This window comes from Isoptericola sp. F-RaC21 (genome assembly GCF_038593535.1).
Classification (GTDB): Bacteria; Actinomycetota; Actinomycetes; order Actinomycetales; family Cellulomonadaceae; genus Isoptericola.
Genome location: NZ_JBCFYX010000002.1, coordinates 919,477 through 945,463, shown reverse-complemented (window position 1 = coordinate 945,463; position 25,987 = coordinate 919,477). Strand labels below are relative to the sequence as shown.

The following is a 25,987-nucleotide window of genomic DNA, read 5'->3' as shown; positions in this document are numbered from 1 at the left end:
TGTCGTTGCGCGGTGCTCCGGGACTTGTTCACCGGGCGCTCTGGATCCGCGGCCGTTCGTACGGCCCCACCATGCTACCAGCGCGCGATGCTGCACGATGTTCAGGCGTCCCCGTCGTGACCGGCGGGCCTCCCGCCGTCCTGGCGGAACGACCCGTCGGGCAGGGGCAGCACCCCGGCGAACCGCTGCAGGTCGACCAGCGTGGTGATCATCCGCCCGTCGTCGAGCCGCACCCCGTCGGCCGGCGTCCAGGGCTCGGGCGAGGTCCGCAGGAACGACCCCTCGTCCCGGCGCAGGAGGTAGGCGAACGTCTCCGCGAGGACGCGGCTGCCCACCTCGCCCAGGAAGCTCCCGCCGCCCTGGGCCTCCGCCTCCTTGAGCACGTAGTACCACAGCGGCGTCGCGCCCAGCCCGGCCAGCGCCTCGCCGACCTCCGGCGCGGCGCCCGCCGTGAGCTGCTCCGCCGTCAGGGGCGCGACGCCGAGCGCCTGCGCCACCGCCTCCCCCGTCGGCAGCGAGAGCCAGTACCCGCGCACCAGGTTGCGCCGGGCGAGGTGCTTGAGCATGGCGCGCACGCCGTCGGCCAGGCCCGGGTCGTTGCCCTCGTTGCGCAGGTCCGCGAGCGACGCGGCGAGGAACGGGTCGATCGTGCGCGCCGCCCGCGCCGTCACGGGCTCGCCCTTGCGCACGAAGCGCGCCCACTCGATCGGCCAGTTCGACGGCAGCGCGTCGCCCCGTGCGCCGTCCGGCGCGCCGAGGCCGCCGCCGCCCGTGAACTGGAAGAGCTGGTCCAGCGTCGCGACGCCCCCCGGGCCGCCGGCCGTGAAGTTCACGTTGAAGTCGTACGCACCCCGCACCATCGAGTGCCCGAACCGGAACGCGGCGGTCGCGAACTCCAGCGGCATCGCGATCGGGTACGGCGGCGCGAACAGCAGCCGGTCGCCCAGGAGCACCTGGTCCAGGACGCCAGGGGCGGTCAGCGTGCGCAGGTAGTCGTGCACCACGAGCCACTGGTAGTGGTGGCGCACCAGCTGCCGCGCCCGGTCGAAGACGGCGCGGTCGTCCGCGAGCTCCGGCTCGTGCTGCCGCACCCAGTCCACGACCGCGTTGTGGAAGCGGATCATGCCCACCTGGAACTGCCCGACGACGAGGTTCTCGTCGTTGCGGGCGTCGGGGATCTTGGGGTCGCCGGCCTTCGGCAGCTCCTCGGGGGCGCCCACGAGCGTCGCGACCTCGGCCGCGGAGAACCGCGGCAGGTCCCGCTGCGCGTCGGCGCCCGGCTCGACCAGCGCGAACCCGGGGACCGGGGTGGTCGCGACGCGGCCCAGGGCCAGCTTGACCGGGTCGGACGTCGCGTACGACGCCTCGCTGCGCGTCGTGCCGTGCCCCCGTTCCCCGGGCAGCACCGGGCCGCTGCCGTACACGCTGTCAAGGTTCAGCGCCGGGTGCCGCCCGTTGTGCAGGGAGGCGACGACGACGTCGGGCGGCACGACCCGGAACGGCTCGTCGACGATGTCGCCCAGCACCAGGTCGCCGGAGCCCGGGTCGCCCGTGCTGTCGCGGCCGTTGGTGTTGAGGGTGATGTCGTGGTCGACGAACTGGCCCCAGTAGGTGTACACGGCGGGCACCGACGAGTCGCGGGCCGGGTCCGGGCCGGCCGGCTCCACCATGGCCTCGCCGAGGGCGTTCAGCGCCGCGAGAACGCGGGGCGCGTCCGCCTCGCCCGACGGGAGGTGGGCGGCCGGGTCGTCGCGCAGGCCGGGGAACAGGTAGTCGAACCGGGTCGTCGCGTCGAACGTCCCGGCGCGCACGTCGTCGTACACGGCCCGCGCGGTCCCCGGCAGCAGGGGCGCCGCCGACACCCGGGGGTCGACCCCGTCCGGCTGGGGCGGGACGGGCACGACGTTCCTGCCGTGCCCCACGCTGCGGACGGTCCGCCCGGCGGGCGTCGCGCTGAGGTCCGTCGCCGGCGCGAGGGTGGGGTTCTCGGTGGTCTCCTGAGCCGTCATGGCTCCGCCTCTCTGGGATGGTGCGGAGATGCGGGCGCCGGGCACGCTCGGCCCGGCGTGCGGGGCACGTCCTGGGCCTGCCGCCCCGCTACATCCGAGGACGGCGGCCCAGGACCGCGCGCTGCGACGCGGACGCCGCCGTGGTTCAGGGAGAGCGGCGGCCGCGTCGCGACGGGACCGCGGTCCGACCGCGGCCCACGCACCGGGCACCGCCCGGTGCGTCATCAGGAGGGAGGGGCGCGAGGCCGGGCCGTGACCGCGCCGGCGCGTTTTTCACCCGCCCGCCCGGCCGGCGGAGATCAGCGCAGGATCTCGCGCGCCCGCGCGACGTCGGCGTGCATCTGGGCGATCAGCGGCTCGATGCCCTCGAAGCGCAGGGTCGGGCGCAGGCGCTCGACGAGCTCCAGCACGACGGTCTCGCCGTAGAGGTCGAGGTCGTCGCGGTCGAGCACGTACGCCTCGACTCGGCGCTCCACGCCGTCGAAGGTCGGGTTGGTGCCCACGGAGATGGCCGCGGGCAGGTCGGCGTCGGGGGTCCCCGGGGCCACCTGCGCGAGCCGCGGCCTCAGCAGCCGCCCCGCGTACACGCCGTCCGCGGGGACCATGCCCTCGGCGTGCCCGAGGTTCGCCGTCGGGAAGCCGAGCTCGCGCCCGCGCGCGTCGCCGTGCACCACGATGCCGCGCACGCGGTGGGGGCGGCCGAGCACCTCGGCGGCCTGCGCGACGTCGCCCTCGGCGAGCAGCGCGCGTGCCGCGGACGACGACCAGCGCTCGCGTGCGCCGGCGCTGCCCGGCGCGCACTCGCCGACGTCGTCGACGGCCACGACCTCGAAGCCGTGGCTGCCGCCCAGCTCGACCATCGTGGCGAGCGTTCCGGCGTTGCCCTTGCCGAAGCGGACGTCGTGCCCCACGACGATCGTGCGCGCCCCGAGCCCGTCGACCAGGTAGCGGGTGACGAACTCCTCCGGCGTCTGCGCGGCGAGGTCGAGCGTGTACGGGACGACCAGGACGGCGTCGAGGCCGGCACGCGCGAGCAGGTCGAGCCGGTCGGACAGCCCGGTCAGGAGCTCGGGCGCCGTCTCGGGGCGGTGCACCTGGGCCGGGTGGGGGTCGAAGGTGAGCGCCACCGCGAGGCGGTCGTCGGCGCGGGCCAGGCCCACGAGCCGCCCCAGCACGGCCTGGTGGCCGCGGTGGACGCCGTCGAAGTTGCCGATGGTGACGACCGACGGGCCGAATCCGTCCGGGACCTGGTCCAGGTCCGTGAACACCTGCACGCGTCGCGCTCCGTCTCGTCGAGGGTCGGCCGTCGGCACCCGCACCGGGCGCCGACGGTCAAGGATAGACCGACGTCGCGGCGCGGCCCGCGCCCGGACGCCTCAGGCGGGCAGCACGGCCGCGGCCGCGGCCAGGTATCGCTCGGGGTCGAAGTCGTCGAGCAGCGCGCGCTGCATGAGAAAGCCCTGGCCGAGGCCCAGCATCACGGGGATCAGCGCCTGCGCGGCGGCGTCCGGCCCGTCGGGGGCCGCGTCCGGGCGCGTGCCGAACCACACGCCGAGAGCGTCGAGCAGCACGCCCCGCAGCGAGGCGACGACGTCCTGGACGACGCCGTGGATCACCGGGTCCACGGTGGCCTCCGCCCAGAGCTGGACGAGGATCTTGCCGTCCTCGAGGTCACGCGTCATGCCGCCGGTGAGGATGCGCAGGATCTCGATCGGAGACGGCGGGACGCCGTCGCGGGCGGCGGCGGCGAGCTCGGTGCCGCGCCGCGACAGCACCTCCTCGGCGACCGCGCCGAACAGCGCCTGCTTCCCGTCGTAGTGACCGTAGATCGCGCCGGCCGACAGGCCCGACTCCGCCACGACGTCGGCGATGGAGGCGCGCTGGTAGCCCTTGGCGGTGAACGCACGGAGGGCGGCGGCCCGGATCTGCGCGCGCCGCGCCTCGCGGTGCGCCTCGGTGACTCGCGGCATCGGGCCCCTTCCCTCGACCGGCGGACGGTTGACAAGTCTAGGGACCCGCGCGCAGGCTTGCCATAAAGAACGAACATTCGTTTTTCTTCCCCGCCCTCCAACCCCCACGCCGATCGCACGTCTCCGGGAGCCCGTCATGTCCTCCACCACGGACACCACCGCACCGTCCGCCGGCCGCCCCGCGCGCCCGGCCCCGCACACGCCGTGGGCTCGCGTCGTCGGGCTCGGCCTCGCCGTCGCCGCCGTCGTCGGCGTGCTCGTCCTCGCGTTCTCGTGGCCCGCCGTCACGGCGGAGCCCCAGGACCTCCCGGTCGCCGTGGCCGGCCCGCCGCCCGCGGTGGCCGGCCTCGAGGCCACCCTCGCCACGGCGCAGCCCGGCGCCGTCGACCTCGTCCCCGTCGCCGATCGCGACGCCGCGGTCGACGCCGTCGAGTCGCGCGAGACCTACGGCGCGATCGTGCTCGGCGAGGCGCCCGAGGTGCTCACCGCGTCGGCGGCGAGCAGCGTCACGAACCAGCTCCTCACCGGGGTCGCGACCCAGCTCCAGGCGGGCCTCGCGCAACAGGCTGCCACCGCCGGCGGCGACCCGGCCGCCGCGCCGACCGTCACCGTGACCGACGTCGTGCCCCTGTCGCCCGACGACCCGCGCGGCACCGGCCTGACCGCCGCCCTCTTCCCGCTGGTGCTCGGCGGGATCGTCGGGGGCGTGGCCGTCTCGCTCCTCGTGGTCGGCGCCCTGCGGCGCGTGCTCGCCGTCGCCGTCTACTCGGCCGCCGGCGGCGTCGTCCTGGTCGCGGTGCTGCAGTCCTGGTACGGCGCGCTGCAGGGCGACTGGTGGACGAACGCGGGCGCCGCGGCCCTCGCCCTCGCGGCGGTGGCCGCACCCATCACCGGCCTCGTCGCCCTGCTCGGCCGCGCCGGGATCGCGCTCGGCGCGGTGACCATGATGCTTGTCGCCAACCCGATCTCCGGCGCCACCATGCCGCCCGAGTTCCTCCCCTGGCACTGGGGCGAGGTCGGCCAGTGGTTCCCGCCCGGGGCGGGCGCGACCCTGCTGCGCGACCTGTCGTACTTCCCGTCGGCCGACGCCGGGTCCGCGTGGCTCGCCCTCGGCCTCTGGGCCGCGGCGGGCGTGCTGCTGTCGCTCGTCGGACACCTGCGCACCGCCGGGGGCGTCGAGCCCGACGCCGAGGCCGCGCGCGACGAGGCGCTCGAGCACGCGGCGCGCCACGGGGAGGCGGCGCTGCCCGCCTGACCGGGCGGAACCGGGCCCTGACCGGGCGCGGCCTCAGCCGCCGGCCGGGGCGAGGACCAGCACGGGCTTCGCCAGCGCCTCGCCCCGCCGCCGGGTGTCCTCCAGCAGCGCGACGAGCGTGCCGTCCGGGCCGATCGCGGCGACCGTGCCCCGCTCCCCGCTCGGCGGCACCCACTGGCCGTAGCCGAGAGCCCTCGCCTCGTCGGCAGTGAGCTCGCGCACGGGGAACGTCGCGCGGGCGGCGTCCGCGAGCGGCAGCGTCGCGAGCACGCCGTCCGCGTCGGCCTGGGCCTCGAGCTCCTCGAGCGTGCGGGCCGCGGCGAGGGCGTAGCCGCCCACCCGCGTCCGACGCAGCGCCGTGAGATGGCCGCCCGTCCCGAGCGCGGCGCCCAGGTCCCGGGCCAGCGCACGGACGTACGTGCCCGAGGACACGACGACCGTCACGTCGACGTCGAGCACGGCGACGCCGTCCTCCGTCGTCGCGGGGCGCACGCCGCGCACGTCGAAGCGGCTCACGGTCACCGGACGCGCCTCGAGGACGACGTCCTCCCCCGCCCGGGCGCGCGCGTACGCACGCTTCCCGTCGACCTTGATCGCGCTCACGGTCGTGGGCACCTGCCGGAGGTCCCCCGTGAGCGCCGCGACCTCGCGCGCCAGAGCCTCGTCGTCCACGCCGTCGCCGACCCCTACGGCCTCGACGACCTCACCCTCCGCGTCGTCGGTCGTGGTGGCGACGCCCAGCCGGACCGTCGCGCCGTAGGCCTTGTCCGCCCCCACCACGTACGTGAGCAGCTTCGTGGCACGCCCGACCCCGACGACGAGCACGCCCGTCGCCATCGGGTCGAGCGTGCCCGCGTGCCCGACCTTGCGCGTGCCGGCCAGCCGGCGGCAGCGCCCGACCACGTCGTGGCTCGTCCACCCCGCCGGCTTGTCGACGACGAGGAACCCGTCGGGCGCGGTCGGGCGGCGAGGCGGCCGCTCCCCCGCCGATGCGAGCGGCCCGCTCACTCGTCCTCGTCGTCCTCGCGCGGCTTGCGGTACGGGTCCTCGTCGCCGGCGAAGCCCTTGCCCTCGCGCAGGGCGGCGAGCTCGGCGTCCCGGCGCTGCGCCTCCAGGAGCGCGGCGTCGAGGTGCGCGGCGTTCTCCGGCATCGAGTCCAGGAAGAACTCGATGGTCGGGGTGAGCCGCACGCCGGTCTGCTTGCCGACCTCCGAGCGGATCATGCCCTTCGCGCTCTCCAGCGCCGCGGCGGTGCCCGCGCGCTCCTCGTCCGTGCCGAACACCGTGTAGAACACCGACGCGTTCTGCAGGTCGCCGGTCACGCGGACGTCGGTCACCGTGACGAAGCCGAGACGCGGGTCCTTGATCCGCGTGTCGAGCAGCTGCGCGACGATCTCCTTGATGCGGTCCGCCAGCTTGCGGGCGCGCGGGTTCTCCGGCCGGTTGTTGCCCTGGGGACCGGGCATGTGTGTCTCCCTCTCTCGACGCCGACGGCGCCCCGCCCTGCCCTGCTCCTGTCGAAGCGGGGCGGGGCGGGGCGCCGTCGGGTGTGTACCTTGCGGCGCGACCGTCAGGCGCGCGGCTTCTCGCGCATCTCGAAGGTCTCGATGATGTCACCCTCGGTGATGTCGTTGAACGACCCGAGGCCGATACCGCACTCGAAGCCCTCGCGGACCTCGGTGACGTCGTCCTTCTCGCGACGCAGCGACTCGATCGTCAGGTCGTCCCCGATGATCTTGCCGTCGCGCTTCACCCGCGCCTTGGTGTTGCGGCGGATGGTGCCCGACCGGATGATCGAGCCCGCGATGTTGCCGAACTTCGAGGAGCGGAAGACCTGGCGGATCTCCGCCGTGCCCAGCTGGGCCTCCTCGTACTCCGGCTTGAGCATGCCCTTGAGGGCCGCCTCGACGTCCTCGATCGCCTGGTAGATGACCGAGTAGAACTTGACCTCGACGCCCTCGCGGTCCGCGAGGTCCTCGACGCGCTCGCCGAACTTCACGTTGAAGCCGATGATGATCGCGTTGTCGACCGTGGCCAGGTTGACGTCGTTCTGCGTGATCGCACCGACGCCGCGGTGGATGACACGCAGCTCGACCTCGTCGCCGACGTCGATCTTGAGCAGCGCGTCCTCCAGGGCCTCGACGGCACCGGAGACGTCGCCCTTGAGGACCAGGTTGAGAGTCTCGACCTTGCCCTGCTCGAGCGCCTTGGTGAAGTCCTCCAGGCTGATGCGCTTGCGGCGCTTGGCCAGGAGGGCGGCACGCTCGGCGGCCTCCCGCTTCTCGGCGATCTGGCGAGCGGTGCGCTCGTCCGGCGCCACCAGGAAGGTGTCACCGGCGCTCGGCACCGACGCGAGGCCCAGGACGAGGACCGGACGCGCCGGGCCTGCCTCCTTCAGCGACTCGCCGTGCTCGTCGAACATCGCACGGACGCGGCCGTGGGCCGTGCCCGCGACGATCGCGTCACCGACGTGCAGGGTGCCGGACTGGACGAGGACGGTCGCGACGGCGCCGCGGCCCTTGTCGAGGTTGGCCTCGATGGCCACGCCTCGGGCGTCCTTGTCCGGGTTCGCCCGCAGGTCCAGCGAGGCGTCCGCGGTGAGCAGCACCGCCTCGAGCAGCTGGTCGATGCCCTGGTTCTGCTTCGCGGAGACGTCGACGAACATCGTCTCGCCGCCGTACTCCTCGGCCACCAGGTTGTACTCGGTGAGCTGCTGGCGGATCTTGTCGGGGTTCGCCCCCTCCTTGTCCACCTTGTTCACCGCGACCACGATCGGCACGTTCGCCGCCTGGGCGTGGTTGAGCGCCTCCACCGTCTGCGGCATGACGCCGTCGTCGGCGGCGACCACGAGGATCGCGATGTCCGTCACCTGGGCACCACGGGCACGCATGGCGGTGAACGCCTCGTGACCCGGGGTGTCGATGAAGGTGATCGGACGCTCGACGCCCTCGTGCTCACGACGCACCTGGTAGGCGCCGATGTGCTGGGTGATGCCGCCGGCCTCGCCGGAGACGACGTCGGTCTGGCGGATCGCGTCGAGAAGACGCGTCTTGCCGTGGTCGACGTGACCCATGACGGTGACGACCGGCGGACGGGGCATGAGGTCCTCGTCCGACTCCTCGGCCTCCTCGGCCTCGAGGTCGATGTCGAAGGACCCGAGCAGCTCGCGGTCCTCCTCCTCGGCCGACACCATCTCGATGACGTACCCCAGCTCGGAGGCCAGGGTGCCGAACGTGTCCTCGTCGAGGGACTGGGTCGCGGTCGCCATCTCACCGAGGTGGAACAGCACCGTGACCAGGCTCGCGGGGTTCGCGTCGATCTTGTCGGCGAAGTCGTTCAGCGACGAGCCGTGGCGCAGGCGGACGACGGTCGAGCCGTTGCCGCGGGGCACCTGCACGCCGCCGAGCGACGGCGCCTGCATCTGCTCGAACTCCTGGCGCTTCGCGCGCTTCGACTTCCGCCCGCGGACCGGACGACCGCCGGCGCGACCGAACGCACCCTGCGTCGAACCACGACCGGCGCCGCCGCGACCGCCGGGACGGCCGCCGAAGCCGCCGCCACCGCCGGGACGGAAGCCGCCGCCACCACCGCCGCCGGGGCCGCCACCGCGGCCGCCACGACCGCCGCCCGAAGGCGCCGGGCGCTCGCCCGGACGCGGCATGGAGGTACGGCCGGGCATCATGCCCGGGTTCGGGCGCGGGCCACCGGGGCGCGGAGCCGCGGGACGCGGGCCGCCCGGACGGGGGCCACCGGGACGGGGACCGCCGGGACGCTCGCCGGAGCGCTCGGGCGCGGCCTCGCCGCGGTCCGGGCGCTGGCCGGGGCGCGGCATGCCCTGGCTGGACGCGAACGGGTTGTTGCCGGGGCGCGGGCCACCGCCGCCGGGGCGCTGCCCCTGGCGGGGCATGCCCTGGCTGGACGCGAACGGGTTGTTGCCCGGACGCGGGCTCCGGCCGCCCTTGCCGCCGTCACGACCGCCGTCGCGCTGCTCGCGCGCGGCGGGCGCCGGCTTCGGTGCCGCGGGACGCGGACCGGGGGTCGGCGCGCCGGGGCGGGCGGCGGGCTTGGTCGTCGGGGCCTGCGGCGCCGCCGCGGCGGGCGTCGCGGCCGCTGCCGGGGCGGCGGGCGCCTCGGCCTCGGGTGCGGGGGTCGCCTTCTGCGCGGCGGGCTTGGGGGCAGGCTTGGCCGGTGCCGGCTTCTGCTCGGCGCGGGGCGCCGCAGCCTGGGGCGCGGCAGCCTTGCTGGCCGAGGATCCCCCGGAGGACGCGGGGGCCGCGTCCTTGTACTTGTCGCGCATGGCTCGCTCGACCGGTGCCTCGAGCGTCGAGGACGCCGACCGGACGAACTCGCCCGCCGACTTCAGGTCGGCGAGCAGGGTCTTGCTCTCCACACCGAGCTGCTTGGCCAGCTCGTGAACGCGGATCTTCGCCACATCTCTCCTGTCTCGGCCCTCCTGCGAGACAGGGAGGACCGTCGTTAGTACCGAGTACTCATCGCACGGAACTCATCGGGTGCCCATCGGCTTCTGACCCGCTTCCTTGTCGACTTCAGTGGGTGCGGCCGAGCACGCTCGGTCGCGAGGGTCCGTCCGCCGGGCGGCGGGGCGGACCGGAGGGTCTCAACGGTCTCGCTGCTCCAGGTAGTCCCGGACGCCGGAGAGGTCGAGCGGACCCGTGACGCGCAGCGCGCGCGGCACGGCCCGACGACGCTCGGCGAGCGCCAGGCAGGCGGACGTCGGATGGATCCAGGCGCCACGCCCCGGCAGGGACCCGCGCACGTCGACCGCGAGGAGTCCCTCGCGTCCCGACGGCTCGAGCACCAACCGCAGGAGAGCGGACCGTCGATCACGCTCCCTGCACCCGACGCACGTGCGTACCGGTCCGGTGCTTCCCGGAGGGGTACGGGGGGAGGTCGAGGGCTGGGCGCGCGGCCCGGTCCCCGACAGTCTAGCGCGACGACCCACGTGCCGTGACCGGCCTCAGCCCTCGGCCCCGCGGCTCACCGCGGCGCCACCTGCGTCGTCGCCCTCGGCGGCGTCGGCGACGGGTGCCGCCTCGTCGGACCGGATGTCGATCCGCCACCCGGTCAGCTTTGCGGCGAGACGGGCGTTCTGCCCCTCCTTGCCGATCGCCAGGGACAGCTGGTAGTCCGGCACGACGGCGCGCGCCGCCTTCGCCTCGGCGTCGACGACGGTGACCGAGGTCACACGGGCCGGGGACAGCGCGTTGGCCACGAAGCGGGCCGGGTCGTCGCTGTGGTCGACGATGTCGATCTTCTCCCCGTGCAGCTCGGCCATCACCGCGCGCACCCGCGCGCCCATCGGGCCGATGCAGGCGCCCTTGGCGTTCAGGCCGGCCACCTTGGACCGGACGGCGACCTTGGACCGGTGCCCCGCCTCGCGGGCGATCGCGGTGATCTCGACGGCGCCGTCGGCGATCTCCGGGACCTCCAGCTCGAAGAGCTTGCGCACGAGTCCCGGGTGCGTGCGGCTCAGCACCACCTGGGCGCCCTTCATGCCGCGGGACACCTCGACGACGTAGGCGCGCAGCCGCTCGCCGTGCACGTATTCCTCGGTGGGCACCTGCTCGTGCGGGGGCAGCACCGCCTCGGTGCCGCCCACGTCCACGAGCACGACGCGCGGGTCGCGGCCCTGCTGGATGACGCCGGCGAGGACCTCGCCCTCCTTGCCGCGGAACATGCCGAGCACCTGGTCGTCCTCGGCGTCGCGCAGCCGCTGCACGATGACCTGCCGGGCCGTCGCGGTCGCGATCCGGCCGAAGTCGGCCGGCGTGTGGTCGAACTCGGGCCCCAGCTCGATCGTGGGCCGTGCCTCCGGGTCCTCGGGGTCGGGCGTGCGGATCTCCTCGCGGGCCCACACGGCGACGTGCCCGGACTTGCGGTCCACCTCGACACGCGCGCGCTGGTAGGCGTCGGGGGTCCGGTGGTAGGCCGACAGCAGGGCCTGCTCGATGGCCTCCACGAGGACGTCGAGGCTGATGTCCCGCTCCCGCTCCAGCAGCCGAAGCGTGCTCATGTCGATGTCCATCGTCAGCCCTCCTCGTGACGGGCAGCGCCCGTGGTGTCGTCCCGGGCGGTGCCCGCGTCCGTGTCTGTCTCCGGGTCTGCATCGCCGGTCGCCTCGTCCAGGCGCTTCAGCTCGACCTCGATCTTGCCCTGGCGCACGTCGGCCACGGGCACGCGGGTGCCGTCGTCCAGGACCAGGACCGCGTCGCCGTCGCCCGCCTCACCCGGCTCGACCTCGACCAGCCGGCCCGACGCCGTACCGCCGTCGCGCAGCCGCAGCACCACGAGCCGGCCCCGGGCGCGCCGGAAGTGGCGCAGCTCGGTCAGGGGCCGGGAGGTGCCGGGCGTCGAGATCTCGAGGGTGTACGCACCGGGCACCACGTCGTCCGCGTCCAGCGCCGCGGAGACCGCGCGCGAGACGTCGCCGAGGGTGTCGGAGTCGACGCTGCCCAGCACGTCCTCGGGGAGGTCCACGGTGACGCGCACGACGGACTTCGCGCCGGCCTGCGTGACGACGACGTCCTCCAGGTACAGGCCCGCCGCGTCGACCGCGGGGGTCACGACCCGCCGCACCGCCTCGGCCTTCGCCCCGCCCGTCGCCGTGCGGCCGTGCTGCGCTGCCATCGCTGCCTCCCGTGGGTCACGTCGTGGACTGCCGTGTGCTCCCGCGCCGGGACGTCCCGCGGCCGGTGTGTCGTTGTGTGCAGCGTCCAGCCTAACGAACGACGGGCCCCGTCCGCGCCGCGCGCCCCCTCCCGCCGGGCGGAGGAACGTCACACGGGCGGGGCGGCGGGCGTGGCATCATCGGCCTCGATGGAACCGCAGCCCGCACCCGCCCGGACGGCCGCACGCGCCGTGACCGGCGTGACCGGCGCCCGGCGCCGCCCCCTGGCCGTCGCCGCGGGAGCGCTCCTCGCCGTCGGGCTGCTGGCGGGGTGCGGCGTGCGGCTGGAGGCCCCGCCCGCGGGCGAGCCGGTGCCGGACAGCCTCGAGGTGGTGCGCCGCACCGCCGTGGCCGACGCGCTCCTGGTGGCCGACGGCGCCGAGGCGGCCCTCGAGGGGGTGCCCACGGACCGGGAGCGTCTCGTCGCCGAGCTCACGCGTATCGCCGCCGCCTCCCGCGAGCAGGCCGAAGCCCTGGGCGGCGAGTACGACTCCGGGCTCGCCAGCGACCCACCGACCGGCTCGCAGTCCTCGTCCTGGGACACGGCGACGCCGGCCGACGTCGTGCAGGCGCTCGACGACGCGGCCGCCCGGTCGCGGACCGCGGCCGGCAGCACGGACGACGGCCCGCTGGCCCGCCTGCTGGCCTCGATCGGGGCCGCCCAGACCGTCTCGGGCGAGCGGCTCGCGACGCTGCTCGAGGTCCCCGGGCCCGACGTCGTCGCCCCCCGCGTGCCGACGCCGTCGGGCTCCGACGGGGCAAACCCGGAGGGAGCGCCCTCGCCCGGCCTGCCGAGCGGCGAGGCCACCGAGGAGGGGAACGACGACACGGAGGACGACGCCCCGGACGACGCCCAGGACGACCAGGAGCCCGACGAGCAGGCCGTGCCCGAGGGCCTCACCGCGCACGACCTGAGCACGCTCGTCGTGTCCGAGGACGCGACGCGGTACGCGCTGCAGCTGCGCGCGGCGATCGGCTCGGGCCGCACGCGCGAGCGGCTGCTCGAGCGGGTCGAGGTGCACGCGCAGCGGGCGGACGCGTGGGCGGCCGTGGCGGGCACGCAGGGCGACGAGGACGACCCGCGCCGCGCCGCGTACGCCGTGCCGCGGGTCGCGGACCAGGGCGACGACGCGCTGGTGCTGGACCTGGAGGACGACCTCGCCACGGACTACGCGAGCCTCGTCGGCACGACGGCCGCGGGCTCCCGCGCCGTCCTCGTCGACCTGCTCGTCGACTCCGCCGTGGCGCTCGACGACTGGGGCGCCGAGCCCGAGCCGTTCCCCGGCCTGCCCGAGCAGGAGTGACGCCGGCCGGGCCCGCCGAGGCCCGCTGAGGCCTCGACGGGCTCGACCCGTGAGCGTGCGGTCAGCCCGCCAGCAACGCCGCGACGCGCTCGGTCACGACCCGCGCGGCGTCCGCCACCGGCACCTGCTCCGACGCGCCGGCGCGCGGGCGCACCTCCACCAGGCCGTCCGCGAGGCCGCGCCCGACGACGACGATGAGCGGCACGCCGAACAGCTCCGCGTCGGCGAACTTCACGCCGGGCGACACCTTGGGGCGGTCGTCGTAGATCACCTCGACCCCCGCGTCGACCAGCTCGGCGGCGAGCTTCTCGGCCGCCTCGAACACCTCGGTGCCCTTGCCCGTCGCGACGACGTGCACGTGCGCGGGCGCGACGTGCGCCGGCCATGCGAGGCCCTTGTCGTCGTGGTTGACCTCCGCGAGCGCCGCGAGGGCCCGCGTCACGCCGATGCCGTACGACCCCATGGTGACGGTGACGGCCTTGCCGTTCACGTCGAGCACCTTGAGGTCGAGGGCCTCGGCGTACTTGCGGCCGAGCTGGAAGATGTGGCCGATCTCGATGCCGCGCGCGAGCTCGAGGGGCCCGGAGCCGTCGGGCGCCGGGTCGCCGGCGCGCACCTCGGCCGCCTCGATGGTCCCGTCCGCGGTGAAGTCGCGGCCCGCCACCAGGTCGAAGACGTGCCGGCCCGGGGCGTCGGCCCCGGTGATCCACCGGGTGCCGGGCACGACGCGCGGGTCCAGGAGGTACCGGATCGCGGAGACCGTCGAGCCGTCCTCGGCCTCGACCTGCGCGCCCTGCGGGCCCAGCGCGCCGGGGCCGATGTAGCCCTTGACCAGCTCCGGGTGCGCGGCGAAGTCCGCCTCGGTGGCGGGCTCGGCCTCGGCCGGGGTGAGGGCCGCCTCGAGGCGCTTGACGTCGACCTCGCGGTCGCCCGGCAGCCCGACGACGAGCAGCTCGCGCCGTCCGTCCGGCTGCGTGACGGCGAGCACCACGTTCTTCAGCGTGTCCGCGGCGGTCCAGGGCCGGTCGGGGCGCGGGTGCTGCTCGTTCGCGCACGCCACCAGCGAGTCGATCGTCGGGGTGTCGGGGGTGTCCTCCACGTGCGCGGCGGGGGCGTCGTCGAACGGCAGCGCGTCCGGCACGGGAGTGACCACGGCCTCGACGTTGGCCGCGTAGCCACCGGCCGAGCGCACGAAGGTGTCCTCGCCGATCGGCGACGGGGACAGGAACTCCTCCGAGCGGGAGCCGCCCATCGCGCCCGACGTCGCCGAGACGATGACGTAGTCGAGGCCGAGACGGTCGAAGATCCGCTGGTACGCGCCCCGCTGACGCTCGTACGCCGCGGCGAGGCCCTCGTCGTCGACGTCGAAGGAGTAGGCGTCCTTCATGATGAACTCGCGCCCGCGCATGAGGCCGGCGCGGGGGCGTGCCTCGTCGCGGTACTTCGTCTGGATCTGGTACAGCGCGAGGGGCAGGTCCTTGTACGACGAGTACAGGTCCTTCACCAGCAGGGTGAACATCTCCTCGTGCGTGGGCGCGAGGAGGTAGTCGGCCTCCTTGCGGTCCTGCAGCCGGAACAGGTTGGGGCCGTACTCGGTCCAGCGGCCGGTCGCCTCGTAGGGCTCGCGCGGCAGCAGGGCCGGGAAGTGCACCTCCTGCGCCCCGATCGCGTCCATCTCCTCGCGGACGACGGTCTCGATCTTCGCCAGCACGCGCAGGCCTAGCGGCAGCCAGGAGTAGATGCCGGGGGCGGCGCGGCGGATGTAGCCGGCGCGCACCAGCAGGCGGTGGCTGGCGACCTCGGCGTCGGCCGGGTCCTCCCGCAGGGTGCGGACGAAGAGCTGGGACAGGCGGAGCAGGTCGCCCTGGGGCCGGCGGCCGGACACGATCGACATGGGGCAAAGCCTAGCGGCGCCCCGGGGCTCCCCCGGCCGCCGGATCCCGGCCCGTCCCGCCCCTCCCCTGGTCGGCGTCGGGCACGGCTGGCAGCATGGCCGCATGCCCGAGCTTCCCGAGGTGCAGGCGCTGGCGGAGTTCCTCGACGCTCGAACGACCGGCCACCGCGTCGTCGCCGCCGACGTCGCGGCCATCGCCGCGCTCAAGACGTTCGACCCGCCGGTGTCCGCCCTCGTCGGGCGCGAGGTCCGCGGCGTCGGGCGCCACGGCAAGTGGCTCGACCTCACGGTCGGGCCCGACGGCGACGCGCTGCACCTGCTGTTCCACCTGTCCCGCGGCGGCTGGGTGCGCTGGTCCGACCAGGCGCCCACGACGCCGGTCCGCCCGCGCATGGGCGGCTCGTCGCGGGGGGCGGCGCTCGCGCTGCGGGTGCGGCTCGACGACGGCGCGGGCTTCGACCTCACCGAGGCGGGCACCCGCAAGCGCCTGGCGGTGCACGTGGTGCGCGACCCCCAGGAGGTGGAGCAGGTCGCCACGCTCGGCGTGGACCCGCTCTCGGACGCCTTCACGCCGGAGGCGCTCGCCGCGCTGATGCAGGCCAGGAACCAGCAGGTCAAGGGCCTGCTGCGCGACCAGCGCGCGATCGCCGGCATCGGCAACGCCTACTCCGACGAGATCCTGCACGTCGCCCGGGTCTCGCCGTTCAAGCTCACCCGCTCCTTCACCCCGGACGAGGTCGCCGCGCTGCACGACGCCGTCGTGACCACCCTGCGCGACGCCGTCGCGGCGTCCTCGGGCAAGCCGGCCAAGGAGCTCAAGGACGCCAAGCGCGCCGGCATGCGCGTGCACGGCCGCACCGGCGAGGCGTGCCCCGTGTGCGGCGACGTCGTGCGCGAGGTGAGCTTCGCCGACCGGTCGCTGCAGTACTGCGCCACGTGCCAGACCGACGGCCAGGTGCTCGCCGACCGCCGGATGTCGAGGCTGTTGAAGTAGGCGTTCAGCCGGCTGCGACGGCCTCGCGCGAGGCCACGAAGGCGTCGACGCAGGCGCGGACCTGCTCGGGCGTGTGGGCGGCGGACAGCTGCACGCGGATGCGCGCCTCGCCGCGCGGCACGACCGGGAAGCTGAACGCCGTGACGTACACGCCGCGCTCCCCCATCGCCGCGGCGACCCTCGCCGCGAGGACCGCGTCGCCGAACATCACCGGCACGATCGGGTGCTCGCCGGGCAGCAGGTCGAAGCCGGCCTCCGTCATGAGGCGGCGGAACAGCGCGGCGTTCTCCGTGAGCCGGGCGCGCAGGTCCCCCGAGCCCTCCACGAGGTCGAGCGCCGTGAGGGTTCCCGCCACGATCGTGGGCGCCAGCGTGTTCGAGAACAGGTACGGGCGGGCGCGCTGGCGCAGCAGGTCGACGATCTCCTGGTGCGCCGCGACGTACCCGCCGGAGGCGCCGCCCAGCGCCTTGCCGAACGTGCCCGTGAGGATGTCCACGCGGTCCGCGACGCCGAGCAGCTCCGGCGTCCCGCGGCCGTGGTCACCCAGGAAACCCACCGCGTGCGAGTCGTCCACCAGGACGAGCGCGGCGTACCGGTCCGCGAGGTCGCAGATCTCCTGCAGCGGCGCGAGGTACCCGTCCATCGAGAAGACGCCGTCCGTGACGATCACGACGTGGCGGGCGCCGCCGTCGCGCGCCGCCCGGAGCTGGTCCTCGAGGTCCGCCATGTCGCGGTTGCGGTAGCGGAACCGCGCGGCCTTGGACAGCCGGATGCCGTCGATGAGCGAGGCGTGGTTGAGCGCGTCGGACACGATCGCGTCGTCGGCGCCGAACAGCGTCTCGAACACCCCGCCGTTGGCGTCGAAGCACGACGAGAACAGGATCGAGTCGTCCGTGGCGAGGAAGCCCGCCAGCCGCCGCTCGAGGGCACGGTGCTGGTCCTGCGTGCCGCAGATGAAGCGGACGCTGGCCAGGCCGTACCCCCACGTGTCGAGGGCGTCGCGCGCCGCCGCGACGATGCGCGGGTCGTCGGCCAGCCCCAGGTAGTTGTTGGCGCAGAAGTTCAGCAGCTCCGCGCCGTCGGCGCGGATGCGCGCGCCCTGCGGGCCGGCGATCCCCCGCTCGTGCTTGGTGAGGCCGGCGCGCTCGATCTCGGCGAGCTCGCCCGCCAGGTGCTCCCGGAACGTCCCGTACATCGCTAGGCCCTCTTCCCGTCGTCGTCCCAGTCCGTCCAGTCGAGCACGACCTTGCCCCCGTGCGCGGACGCCGCGGCCTCGAAGCCCTCGCGCCACCGGCTCGCGGGCAGCCGGTCGGTGACGACGGACGCGATCGCCGCGCGCAGCGTCGCGCTGGTGCGCAGCATGGCGTCCATCGCCTGCCAGGTCTCGAACATCTCGCGGCCGTAGATCCCCTTGAGCGTGAGCATGTGCGTCACGACCGTGCCCCAGTCGACCGCGATCGGCCCGGCGGGCAGGCCGAGCATCGCGATCCGCCCGCCGTGGTTCATGTTGGCGATCATCTCGGGCAGCGCGCTCGGGGCGCCGCTCATCTCGAAGCCGACGTCGAACCCCTCGCGCAGCCCGAGCTCGCGCTGGGCGTCGGCGACGCGCGCCGTGCGGACGTCGAGGGCGGCGTCGGCGCCCATCGCCTTGGCCATCTCGAGGCGGTCCGGGCTGACGTCGGTGCCGACCACGAGGTGCGCGCCGGCGTGCCGCGCGACGGCGATCGCCATGAGGCCGATGGGCCCGCAGCCGGACACGAGGACGTCCTCCCCGATCACCGGGAACGCGAGCGCGGTGTGCACGGCGTTGCCGAGCGGGTCGAAGATCGCCGCGACGTCCAGGTCGACCTCGGCGTGGTGCACCCAGACGTTGGTCCCCGGCAGCACGACGTACTCGGCGAACGCGCCGTCACGGTGCAGGCCGAGGCCCTGGGTGCGGATGCACATCTGGCGGCGCCCGGCGCGGCAGTTGCGGCAGGTACCGCACACGATGTGGCCCTCGCCGGAGACGAGGTCGCCCACCGCGACGTCGTGCACCGTGTCCCCGACCTCGACGACCTCGCCGACGAACTCGTGCCCGGGCACCAGCGGGGCGGCGATCGTGGAGGCGGCCCAGTCGTCCCACCGGTCGATGTGCAGGTCGGTGCCGCAGATGCCGGTGCGCAGCACGCGGATCTTCACGTCGCCGGAGCCGGCCTCCGGCTCGGGCCGCTCCACCAGCTCCAGCCCGGGGCCCGGACCCGGCTTGTACAGCGCCCTCATCGTCGTCACGCGCCGTACCATCTCACGATCCGGACGGATCCGGGAACCGTGCCGCCGCGGTTCAGAACAGCACCGTCGTGAACGTGCCGACCTGCTCGAAGCCCACCCGGCGGTACGTGGCGAGCGCCGGCGCGTTGAACCCGTTGACGTACAGGGAGACCACCGGCGCCACCTCGCGCCGGGTCGCCACGACGACGGCGGCCATGCCGGGGGCGGCCAGGCCGCGACCGCGCCGCAGCGGGTCGACCCACACGCCCTGCACCTGTGCCACCCCGCCGGCCACCGCACCGAGCTCGGCCTTGAAGACGACGAGCGGCCCGGATCCCGTTCCCGGGCGCCCGGCCGGGCCCCCGCCGGAGCGCGGGGGCTCCGTCCGCACGAACGAGCGCCCCTCGGCCACGAGCGAGCGCACGCGCAGGGCGTACGCGCTGCCCGGCGAGGAGGCCGGGGCGTACCCGACCTCCTCCGCGAACATCCGCACGCACGCGGGCAGCACGACGTCCACCTCGTCGAGGGTCGAGCGCCGCACGAGCGGGTCGGGGTCCACGTCCGGGTCGCGCGCGATCGCGAGCGACGGCTGGTCGGCGCGCACCTCGCGCGCCGGGGGCCAGCGGGGCGCGAGCAGGTCCCACAGGGCGAGCGCCGCCGTCCGGTCGCCCACGATGGACGACGAGCGTCGCCCCTGCGCGCGGGCCGCCGCGGCGAAGGCGGCGACCGCGTCGTCGGCGTCGCGCCCCACGAGGTCCGGCGCGAGCACGGGCACCAGGTTGGCGCCCGACCAGCAGACCGCGACGAGCGGGCCGGTGGCCGGGAAGCCCCACGCCTGGCCGCCGGCCGCCGCGAAGCCCGCCACGGCGGCGACGTCGAGCCGCGACGAGGCGAGCACCGAGGTCACGGGGTCACGGGCGCACAGGGCGCGCGCCTCGGCGAGGTCCTCCTGCCCCAGGACGCGGGCGCGCGGCCGGCGCGCGTCGAAGCCACGCGCGTCGCCACGCGCCCGGACCGCCGGTCGCCAGCCGCCCATCACGCCCCCTTCGCCGCCGTGGGCCCCCCGCCATCGTCCCCGATACGGCCTCCGCAGGCCGACCGCTCAGCCGACCGTGACCTCCGGCGCCCCGGCCTGCGCGTCGTTCTCGGGGGCGGGCATCGTCTCGGCGATGCGCATCGCCTCCTCGATGAGGGTCTCGACGATCATCGCCTCCGGGACGGTCTTGATGACCTCGCCCTTGACGAAGATCTGGCCCTTGCCGTTGCCGGACGCGACGCCGAGGTCCGCCTCGCGCGCCTCGCCCGGACCGTTCACGACGCAGCCCATGACCGCGACGCGCAGCGGCACGGTCATCCCCTCGAGGCCGGCCGTGACCTTCTCGGCCAGCGTGTAGACGTCCACCTGCGCGCGGCCGCACGACGGGCAGGAGACGATCTCGAGCTTGCGCGGGCGCAGGTTGAGGGCCTGCAGGATCTGCGTCCCGACCTTGACCTCCTCGACCGGCGGCGCCGACAGCGACACCCGGATGGTGTCGCCGATGCCCTGGCTGAGCAGGGCGCCGAACGCCGTCGCCGACTTGATCGTGCCCTGGAACGCCGGGCCGGCCTCGGTGACGCCGAGGTGCAGCGGCCAGTCGCCGCGCTGCGCCAGCAGCTCGTAGGCGCGGACCATGACCACCGGGTCGTTGTGCTTCACGGAGATCTTGAAGTCGTGGAAGCCGTGCTCCTCGAACAGGGAGGCCTCCCACACCGCCGACTCGACCAGCGCCTCCGCGGTGGGCTTGCCGTACTTCTCCAGCAGGCGCTTGTCGAGCGACCCGGCGTTGACGCCGATCCGCAGCGAGACGCCGGCGTCGGTGGCCGCCTGCGCGATCTCCTTGACCTGGTCGTCGAACTTGCGGATGTTGCCCGGGTTCACGCGGACGGCGGCGCAGCCGGCGTCGATCGCGGCGAACACGTACTTGGGCTGAAAGTGGATGTCCGCGATGACGGGGATCTGCGACTTCTTCGCGATGGCGGGCAGCGCGTCGGCGTCGTCGGACGTCGGCACCGCGACGCGCACGATGTCGCAGCCCGCGGCGGTCAGCTCGGCGATCTGCTGCAGCGTCGCGTTGATGTCCGTCGTCGGGGTCGTCGTCATGGACTGGATGCTGATCGGCGCGTCGCCGCCGACGGCCACCTTGCCCACCTGGATCTTGCGGGACTTGCGGCGCGGGGCCAGCGTGGGCGCGGGCGGGGTCGGCATGCCGAGGTTCACTGCAGTCACGGTGCCAGTATCGCGCCTGCGGACGGGTGCTACGCACGCGGGCGGCGGACCCGCACGGAATCCCCGCGCGTTCGTCCGCACCTCCTTCACCCGGCGGGCGCGGCCCGGGGCAGGCGTACCGGCGTCAGAAGAGGCGCACCGGGTCCACCACGTCGGCCACGATCAGCACCGCGCCGGTGCCGACGAGCACCGCGAACATCACGTACGCGACCGGCATCATGCGGGCGACGTCCGCCGGGCCGGGGCGCGGCAGGCCCCGCACCCGCGCCAGCTGACGCTTGGCCCCCTCGTAGAGGGCGTTGACGACGTGCCCGCCGTCCAGCGGGAGCAACGGGATGAGGTTGAAGACGAACAGGGCAACGTTCAGCGACGCGAGCAGGCTCAGCAGGAACTGCAGGGTCGTGACGACCGGCATCTCCGCCTGGACGGCGTTCACCGCGATGCGGCCCACGCCGACCACGGACATCACCGAGTCCTGCGACCGGGGCTCGTCGGTGAACGCCTGCACCGCGGCCTGCCCGATCCGCACGGGCAGCGTGGCGACCGCCGACGCCGTGCCGCTCACCATGGCCCAGGTCTCGCTCGGCACGCTAGAGACCGGCAGGGGGACGTACTCCTGGGTCGGGGTGACGCCCAGGAACCCGGCCGTCTCGGTCACCGGCTGCCCGGACGCGTCGACCTTCGCCGTGCCGTCCGCCGCGGTCACGGGGACCTGCCGCTGCGAGGTCGTGACCGTGAGGGGGACCTCGGCGCCGTCGCGCAGCACCACGACCGGGACCTGCTGGTCGGGGGTGTCCGCGATCGCGCCGGAGAGCTGCTCCCACGACGTCACCGCCGCGCCGTCCCACTCGACGACCTCGTCGCCGGGCTGCAGACCGGCCTCGGCCGCGGGCGACGGGTCCGCGCCGGCGCCGCAGACGGGCTCGCCGGCCGACGTCGTCGACGTGGGCGTGCACTCGCTCACCGCGCCCACGGTCGTCGTGATCGTGGCCTGCCCGATGCCGACCAGGATCACGAACAGCAGCACCACCGCGATGATCAGGTTCATCACGGGACCGCCGAGCATGACGACGAGCTTCTTGGGCGTCGACAGGTGGTAGAAAGCGCGCTGCTCCTCGCCCGGCAGGATCTCGCTGACCGAGGCGTCGCGGGCGTCGGCGATCGCCTGCCCGAAGAATCCGCCGCGGCGGCGCGTGCCCTCCGGCGCGGGCGGCATCATGCCGACCATGCGCACGTAGCCGCCCAGCGGGAACGCCTTGACGCCGTACTCGGTCTCCCCCTTGGTGCGGGACCAGAGCGTGGGGCCGAACCCCACCATGTACTGGCTGACGCGCACGCCGAACTTCTTCGCGGGGACCATGTGCCCCACCTCGTGCAGCCCGATGGAGAGCGCGAGGCCCACCACCATCACGGCGATGCCGACCACCCAGGAGAGAACGTCCACGGCGTCGAGCCTAGGACACCCCGGCGCACCCGCCGCACGCCCGCGGCGCGCGGGCGTGGAGGGTTCGTCAGGACCGCGCGAGGATCTCGTCGGCGCGCGCCCGCGCCCAGCGCTCCGCGCCCTCGACGGCGTCGAGCGTGACGTCCGCGGCGGTCGTGCCCTGGTGCTCGTCCAGCACCCGCTCCACCGTCTCGACGATGTCGAGGAACCCGATGCGCCCGGCGAGGAACGCCGCGACGCCCTGCTCGTTCGCCGCGTTGTAGACGGCGGGATGGGTGGCCGACGCCGCGGCGGCGGCGCGCGCCAGGCCGACGGCGGGGAACGTGGCCTCGTCGAGCGGCTCGAACGTCCAGGACGCGGCCCGCGTCCAGTCGCACGGCGGGGAGACGACGTCGAGCCGCTCCGGCCAGGACAGCCCGAGGGCGATGGGCAGCCGCATGTCCGGCGGCGACGCCTGCGCGATCGTGGACCCGTCGCGGAACTCGACCATCGAGTGCACCACCGACTGGGGGTGCACCACCACGGTGATGTCGTCGACCGGGACGTCGAAGAGCAGGTGCGCCTCGATGAGCTCCAGGCCCTTGTTCATGAGCGAGGCCGAGTTGACCGTCACGACGGGACCCATCGCCCAGGTCGGGTGGGCCAGGGCCTCGTCGACGGTGACCTTCTTGATGTCGTCGCGGCTGCGCCCGCGGAACGGCCCGCCCGAGGCCGTGAGGACCAGCCGCCGCACCTCGTCGCGCGCCCCGCCGCGCAGCGCCTGGGCGATCGCCGAGTGCTCGGAGTCCACGGGCACGATCTGCCCGGGGGCGGCCGCGGCCTTGACCAGCGAGCCGCCCACCACGAGCGACTCCTTGTTGGCCAGCGCCAGCGTCGAGCCGCCCGCGAGCGCGGCGAGCGTGGGCCGCAGCCCCACCGACCCGGTGATGCCGTTGAGGACGACGTCGCTGCCGCGGCCCGCGAGCTCGGTCGCCGCCTGCGGCCCGGCGAGCACCTCGACGTCGCCCGCCGCCGCGCCGAGCCGCTCGGCCAGCGCGGCCCGCAGGTCGCCGGTACGGGCGCCGTCCGCGACGGCCACCGCCCGCGCTCCCACGGCGGCGACCTGCTCCGCGAGCAGCGCGACGTCGGCCCCTCCGGCGCTCAGCGCCTCCACCCGGAACCGCCCGGGATGGGCCCGCACGACGTCGATCGCCTGGGTGCCGATCGAACCGGTGGAGCCGAGGAGGGTGAGGGTGCGGGGCGTCGTGGCGTCGGGCATGGCGCCCATCATCCCAGGCGTCGACGGCGACCCCGCGGCGCGCCGTGGGCCCGGCGACGCGCCGCGAACGTCCCCGGAATTCACCCGCGCCGGTGCTTGACTTCCGGACGAGGACCTTCCGCGCCCGGTCGCGGCGGGCTGTGACGCCGGTTACGTTCGCATACATGCGTACTTATCGCGTGATAGTCGGCAAGCGCGCCATGGCCACCCTCGCCGGGATCGCCACCCTCGTCACGGGGGCGGTCGTCGGCGTGGCGGCACCCGCCGCGGCGGACGGCGACGGCGAGACCCATCGCATCTACGCGACGCGCGAGGGGCTGGTCGGCAAGCACACCGCGAACGGCCACAAGATCACGAAGCGGGACCACTTCGTCGCGCTGCCGTCGCGGCGGGCGCTGTCGCCGAAGGGTGACGGGGCGTTCAGCGTCCGGGTGTGCCGCGCCGACAGCGTGCGGTGCGAGTACGCGCCGGTGTGGGACGTCGGCCCGTGGAACACCACCGACGACTACTGGAGCGCCACCCGGCACGCGGCCCGCGACCTGCCGAAGGGCACGCCGCAGGCGTCCGCGGCCTATCGGCTCGGCCACCACGGCGGCAAGGACCTCCTCGGCCGCACCGTGACCAACCCCGCCGGCATCGACCTGGCGGACGGCACCTACTGGGACGGCCTGGGCCTGCGCTCCAACGCCTGGATCGACGTGACCTACCTGTGGCAGGGCTCCGCGCGGACGGGGGTCGTCTCGGCTGACGGCGGCACGCTCAACGTCCGCACCGGACCGGGCACCGGCTACGGCTGGATCGGCGCCGCCGCCGACACCGCCCGCGTGCCGCTGCTGTGCAGCGCGCGCGGCCAGACGGTCACCGGGACGCGCGGCACCACGAACCTCTGGTACCGCATCGGGCCCAGCAACTGGGTGTCCGACGCCTACCTCGCCACCGGCAGCGGCGACGCGCTCGCCCCCGCCTGCTGACGCCGCCCGGCCCGCACGACGGCCACGAGCGCGACCGTCGCCACCGCCACCACCACGGCCGCCGGGACCGGCAGCGCGGGCGCCCCGCCCCGTGCCACGACGACGGACGCCAGCGCCGCGCCCGCCGCGATGCCGCCGTTGAAGACGACCGGGATCAGTGCGCCCGCCGTCGCGCGCCTCTCCGGGCCGCCCAGGCGCAGGATCAGCGTCTGCGCCAGCGGCGGCAGCGCGCCCGAGGCCACGCCCCACGCGACGAGGACCGCCACGCCCACGACGGGGTGCGCGTCCACGACCACCAGCCCCAGGAGCGCCAGCGCCGTCCCGGCCGCGCTCAGGACGAGCGCCCGTGCGGTCCGCGCGCCGAACCGTCCCGCGAGCACCACCCCCAGCGCGGACGCGAGGCCGAACACCAGCAGCAGCGCGCTGACGCCGCCGGGCACGGCCGCCGCCGGCGCCTCGACGAGCCGCGTCACGTACGTGTAGGCCCCGTAGTGGCCGACGAGGAGCACGCCCACGACCGCGGTCACCGCGACCATCTGGCCGGGCCCGCGGCCGCCCGCCGCCCCTTCGTCGGCCCGGCCCGACGGCACGGCGGCGGCCCCGGGGTGGGGCCCGGCCGCCGCGCCCGCGACCACCACCCGCACCAGCACGGCGACCAGGAGCGTCACCACCGCCAGACCGGCGAAGGCCGCGCGCCAGCCCACGGCCCGGGCCACGAGGCTCGCCAGCGGCGTGCCGAGCACCATGCCCAGCGTGGCCCCGCCGAGCACGACGGCGACGGCGCGAGCGAGAAGCCGGTCGGGGACCAGGTCCGCGACGTGCGCGTTGGCGCTCGCCCACAGGAGCCCGACGGCCGCGGCACCGGCGAGGCGCGCGCCCACCGAGACGCCGTACGACGGCGCCAGCGCCGTCACGACCGACGACGCGGCCAGCACCAGCAGGGCCACGGCGATCACCGTGCGACGGTCGCGGCCGGCCACGAGCCGCACGAGCGGGAAGCTCGCGACCACCACGGCGGCGGCCCACACGGACACGAGCAGGCCGGTCCGCGACTCGGGCACACCGAGTCCCGCGCTCATCTGGGGCAGCACGGCGGTCGGCAGCATCTCGGCCGTCACCATGGTGAACGTGGCCGCGCCGAGGACGAGGAGGGAGGGCCACGGGAGCCCCTCGGACCCGGTGGGGGTCGTGCGTGGTGTCGTCATGTGGCCGACGCTAGAGTTTGACATTGATGTCAATGTCAAGCGTGACCCCGATCACCCCAGGAGGAGCACGATGAAGATCGGCGAGCTCGCGCGGCGCACCGGAGTGGCACCGCGCCTCGTGCGGTACTACGAGCAGCAGGGGCTCCTCGTCGCGGACCGCGCGGCGAACGGGTACCGCACCTACTCCGACGCCGACGTCGAGCGAGTGTCGCGGGTCGCGGGCATGGTGCGCGCCGGCATCCCCACCCGCCTGATCAAGGTGCTGCTCGACATGGAGGAGGCGAGCGCCGCCGAGGCGCCGACCTGCCCCCGCACGGTCGCGGAGATGCTCGCCGACGAGCTCGTCGGCATCGAGGACAAGATCGCCTGCCTCACGCGCAGCCGGGACACGATCCGGGACGTCCTCGTCCGCACCGAGCACGCGGCCCTCCTGTCGGAGGCCGCGGCGGGCGCCCGCTGACCACGCTGCCGGCGGCGCG

Annotated in this window: 22 protein-coding genes; 5 read left to right on the top strand and 17 right to left on the bottom strand. The window is 75.0% G+C overall.

Annotated features, from left to right (window positions below):
- Window positions 1-101: 101 nt before the first annotated feature.
- The 3 genes from AAG589_RS09795 to AAG589_RS09785 all read right to left on the bottom strand — a co-directional run bounded on the left by AAG589_RS09795 (window position 102) and on the right by AAG589_RS09785 (window position 3,979).
- The gene (locus AAG589_RS09795; RefSeq protein ID WP_430567028.1) at window positions 102-2,009 is read right to left on the bottom strand and encodes a peroxidase family protein; all 1,908 of its coding nucleotides are present in this window, start codon (window positions 2,007-2,009) and stop codon (window positions 102-104) included.
- 299 nt (window positions 2,010-2,308) lie between these two features.
- Entirely contained in the window at window positions 2,309-3,283 is a 975-nt protein-coding gene (locus tag AAG589_RS09790; RefSeq protein WP_430567027.1) for a bifunctional riboflavin kinase/FAD synthetase, read from the bottom strand.
- A gap of 102 nt (window positions 3,284-3,385) precedes the next feature.
- A complete protein-coding gene (locus AAG589_RS09785) occupies window positions 3,386-3,979 on the bottom strand; it encodes a TetR/AcrR family transcriptional regulator (protein WP_430567026.1) in 594 nt (197 codons plus the stop codon).
- A gap of 136 nt (window positions 3,980-4,115) precedes the next feature.
- Here AAG589_RS09785 and AAG589_RS09780 point away from each other — a divergent pair, with 136 nt between their 5' ends.
- On the top strand, window positions 4,116-5,234 hold the full coding sequence (locus tag AAG589_RS09780; RefSeq protein ID WP_430567025.1) for a hypothetical protein: 1,119 nt from the start codon (window positions 4,116-4,118) through the stop codon (window positions 5,232-5,234).
- A 33-nt stretch (window positions 5,235-5,267) separates the two neighbouring features.
- Here AAG589_RS09780 and truB read toward each other — a convergent pair whose 3' ends face one another.
- The 6 genes from truB to AAG589_RS09750 form a co-directional block, all read right to left on the bottom strand.
- Window positions 5,268-6,242 (bottom strand): tRNA pseudouridine(55) synthase TruB, encoded by a 975-nt coding sequence (truB, locus tag AAG589_RS09775; RefSeq protein ID WP_430567024.1) that lies wholly within the window; start codon window positions 6,240-6,242, stop codon window positions 5,268-5,270.
- A complete protein-coding gene (gene rbfA / locus AAG589_RS09770) occupies window positions 6,239-6,700 on the bottom strand; it encodes a 30S ribosome-binding factor RbfA (RefSeq protein ID WP_430567023.1) in 462 nt (153 codons plus the stop codon). Before rbfA ends, truB begins: the two co-directional genes overlap by 4 nt.
- A 104-nt stretch (window positions 6,701-6,804) precedes the next feature.
- Window positions 6,805-9,666, bottom strand: a complete 2,862-nt coding sequence (gene infB, locus AAG589_RS09765) for a translation initiation factor IF-2 (RefSeq protein WP_430567022.1) — start codon at window positions 9,664-9,666, stop codon at window positions 6,805-6,807.
- A gap of 186 nt (window positions 9,667-9,852) precedes the next feature.
- Window positions 9,853-10,197, bottom strand: a complete 345-nt coding sequence (locus AAG589_RS21255; RefSeq protein WP_446719701.1) for a YlxR family protein — start codon at window positions 10,195-10,197, stop codon at window positions 9,853-9,855.
- A 15-nt stretch (window positions 10,198-10,212) separates the two neighbouring features.
- Window positions 10,213-11,280 carry a transcription termination factor NusA gene (gene nusA / locus AAG589_RS09755; protein ID WP_430567020.1) on the bottom strand — a complete coding sequence of 356 codons (1,068 nt, stop codon included), beginning with the start codon at window positions 11,278-11,280 and terminating at the stop codon, window positions 10,213-10,215.
- Between the two features lie 2 nt (window positions 11,281-11,282).
- A complete protein-coding gene (locus AAG589_RS09750; RefSeq protein WP_430567019.1) occupies window positions 11,283-11,882 on the bottom strand; it encodes a ribosome maturation factor RimP in 600 nt (199 codons plus the stop codon).
- Between the two features lie 189 nt (window positions 11,883-12,071).
- On the opposite strand from AAG589_RS09750, the gene AAG589_RS09745 reads away from it, so the two are divergent.
- Window positions 12,072-13,226: a DUF4439 domain-containing protein gene (locus AAG589_RS09745; protein ID WP_430567018.1), complete on the top strand. Its 1,155-nt coding sequence runs from the start codon at window positions 12,072-12,074 to the stop codon at window positions 13,224-13,226.
- 61 nt (window positions 13,227-13,287) lie between these two features.
- Here AAG589_RS09745 and AAG589_RS09740 read toward each other — a convergent pair whose 3' ends face one another.
- Window positions 13,288-15,120, bottom strand: coding sequence for a proline--tRNA ligase (locus tag AAG589_RS09740; protein WP_430567017.1), 1,833 nt, complete (start codon window positions 15,118-15,120; stop codon window positions 13,288-13,290).
- 103 nt (window positions 15,121-15,223) lie between these two features.
- On the opposite strand from AAG589_RS09740, the gene AAG589_RS09735 reads away from it, so the two are divergent.
- Window positions 15,224-16,114, top strand: a complete 891-nt coding sequence (locus AAG589_RS09735) for an Fpg/Nei family DNA glycosylase (protein ID WP_430567016.1) — start codon at window positions 15,224-15,226, stop codon at window positions 16,112-16,114.
- A gap of 4 nt (window positions 16,115-16,118) precedes the next feature.
- On the opposite strand, the gene AAG589_RS09730 is transcribed toward AAG589_RS09735, so the two are convergent.
- From AAG589_RS09730 to dxr, 6 genes are all read right to left on the bottom strand, one after another.
- Entirely contained in the window at window positions 16,119-17,309 is a 1,191-nt protein-coding gene (locus AAG589_RS09730) for a glycine C-acetyltransferase (protein WP_430567015.1), read from the bottom strand.
- A 2-nt stretch (window positions 17,310-17,311) separates the two neighbouring features.
- Window positions 17,312-18,376, bottom strand: coding sequence for an L-threonine 3-dehydrogenase (gene tdh, locus AAG589_RS09725; protein WP_430567196.1), 1,065 nt, complete (start codon window positions 18,374-18,376; stop codon window positions 17,312-17,314).
- Between the two features lie 61 nt (window positions 18,377-18,437).
- Entirely contained in the window at window positions 18,438-19,400 is a 963-nt protein-coding gene (locus tag AAG589_RS09720; protein WP_430567014.1) for a GNAT family N-acetyltransferase, read from the bottom strand.
- Between the two features lie 66 nt (window positions 19,401-19,466).
- Window positions 19,467-20,609, bottom strand: coding sequence for a flavodoxin-dependent (E)-4-hydroxy-3-methylbut-2-enyl-diphosphate synthase (gene ispG / locus AAG589_RS09715; RefSeq protein WP_430567195.1), 1,143 nt, complete (start codon window positions 20,607-20,609; stop codon window positions 19,467-19,469).
- A 145-nt stretch (window positions 20,610-20,754) separates the two neighbouring features.
- Window positions 20,755-22,074 (bottom strand): M50 family metallopeptidase, encoded by a 1,320-nt coding sequence (locus AAG589_RS09710; protein WP_430567013.1) that lies wholly within the window; start codon window positions 22,072-22,074, stop codon window positions 20,755-20,757.
- 67 nt (window positions 22,075-22,141) lie between these two features.
- Entirely contained in the window at window positions 22,142-23,332 is a 1,191-nt protein-coding gene (dxr, locus tag AAG589_RS09705; RefSeq protein WP_430567012.1) for a 1-deoxy-D-xylulose-5-phosphate reductoisomerase, read from the bottom strand.
- A gap of 164 nt (window positions 23,333-23,496) precedes the next feature.
- Here dxr and AAG589_RS09700 point away from each other — a divergent pair, with 164 nt between their 5' ends.
- The gene (locus AAG589_RS09700) at window positions 23,497-24,303 is read left to right on the top strand and encodes a hypothetical protein (protein ID WP_430567011.1); all 807 of its coding nucleotides are present in this window, start codon (window positions 23,497-23,499) and stop codon (window positions 24,301-24,303) included.
- On the opposite strand, the gene AAG589_RS09695 is transcribed toward AAG589_RS09700, so the two are convergent.
- Window positions 24,258-25,508: an MFS transporter gene (locus AAG589_RS09695; protein ID WP_430567010.1), complete on the bottom strand. Its 1,251-nt coding sequence runs from the start codon at window positions 25,506-25,508 to the stop codon at window positions 24,258-24,260. The genes AAG589_RS09700 and AAG589_RS09695 overlap by 46 nt on opposite strands.
- A gap of 70 nt (window positions 25,509-25,578) precedes the next feature.
- On the opposite strand from AAG589_RS09695, the gene AAG589_RS09690 reads away from it, so the two are divergent.
- Window positions 25,579-25,968, top strand: a complete 390-nt coding sequence (locus AAG589_RS09690; RefSeq protein WP_430567009.1) for a MerR family transcriptional regulator — start codon at window positions 25,579-25,581, stop codon at window positions 25,966-25,968.
- Window positions 25,969-25,987: the final 19 nt, after the last annotated feature.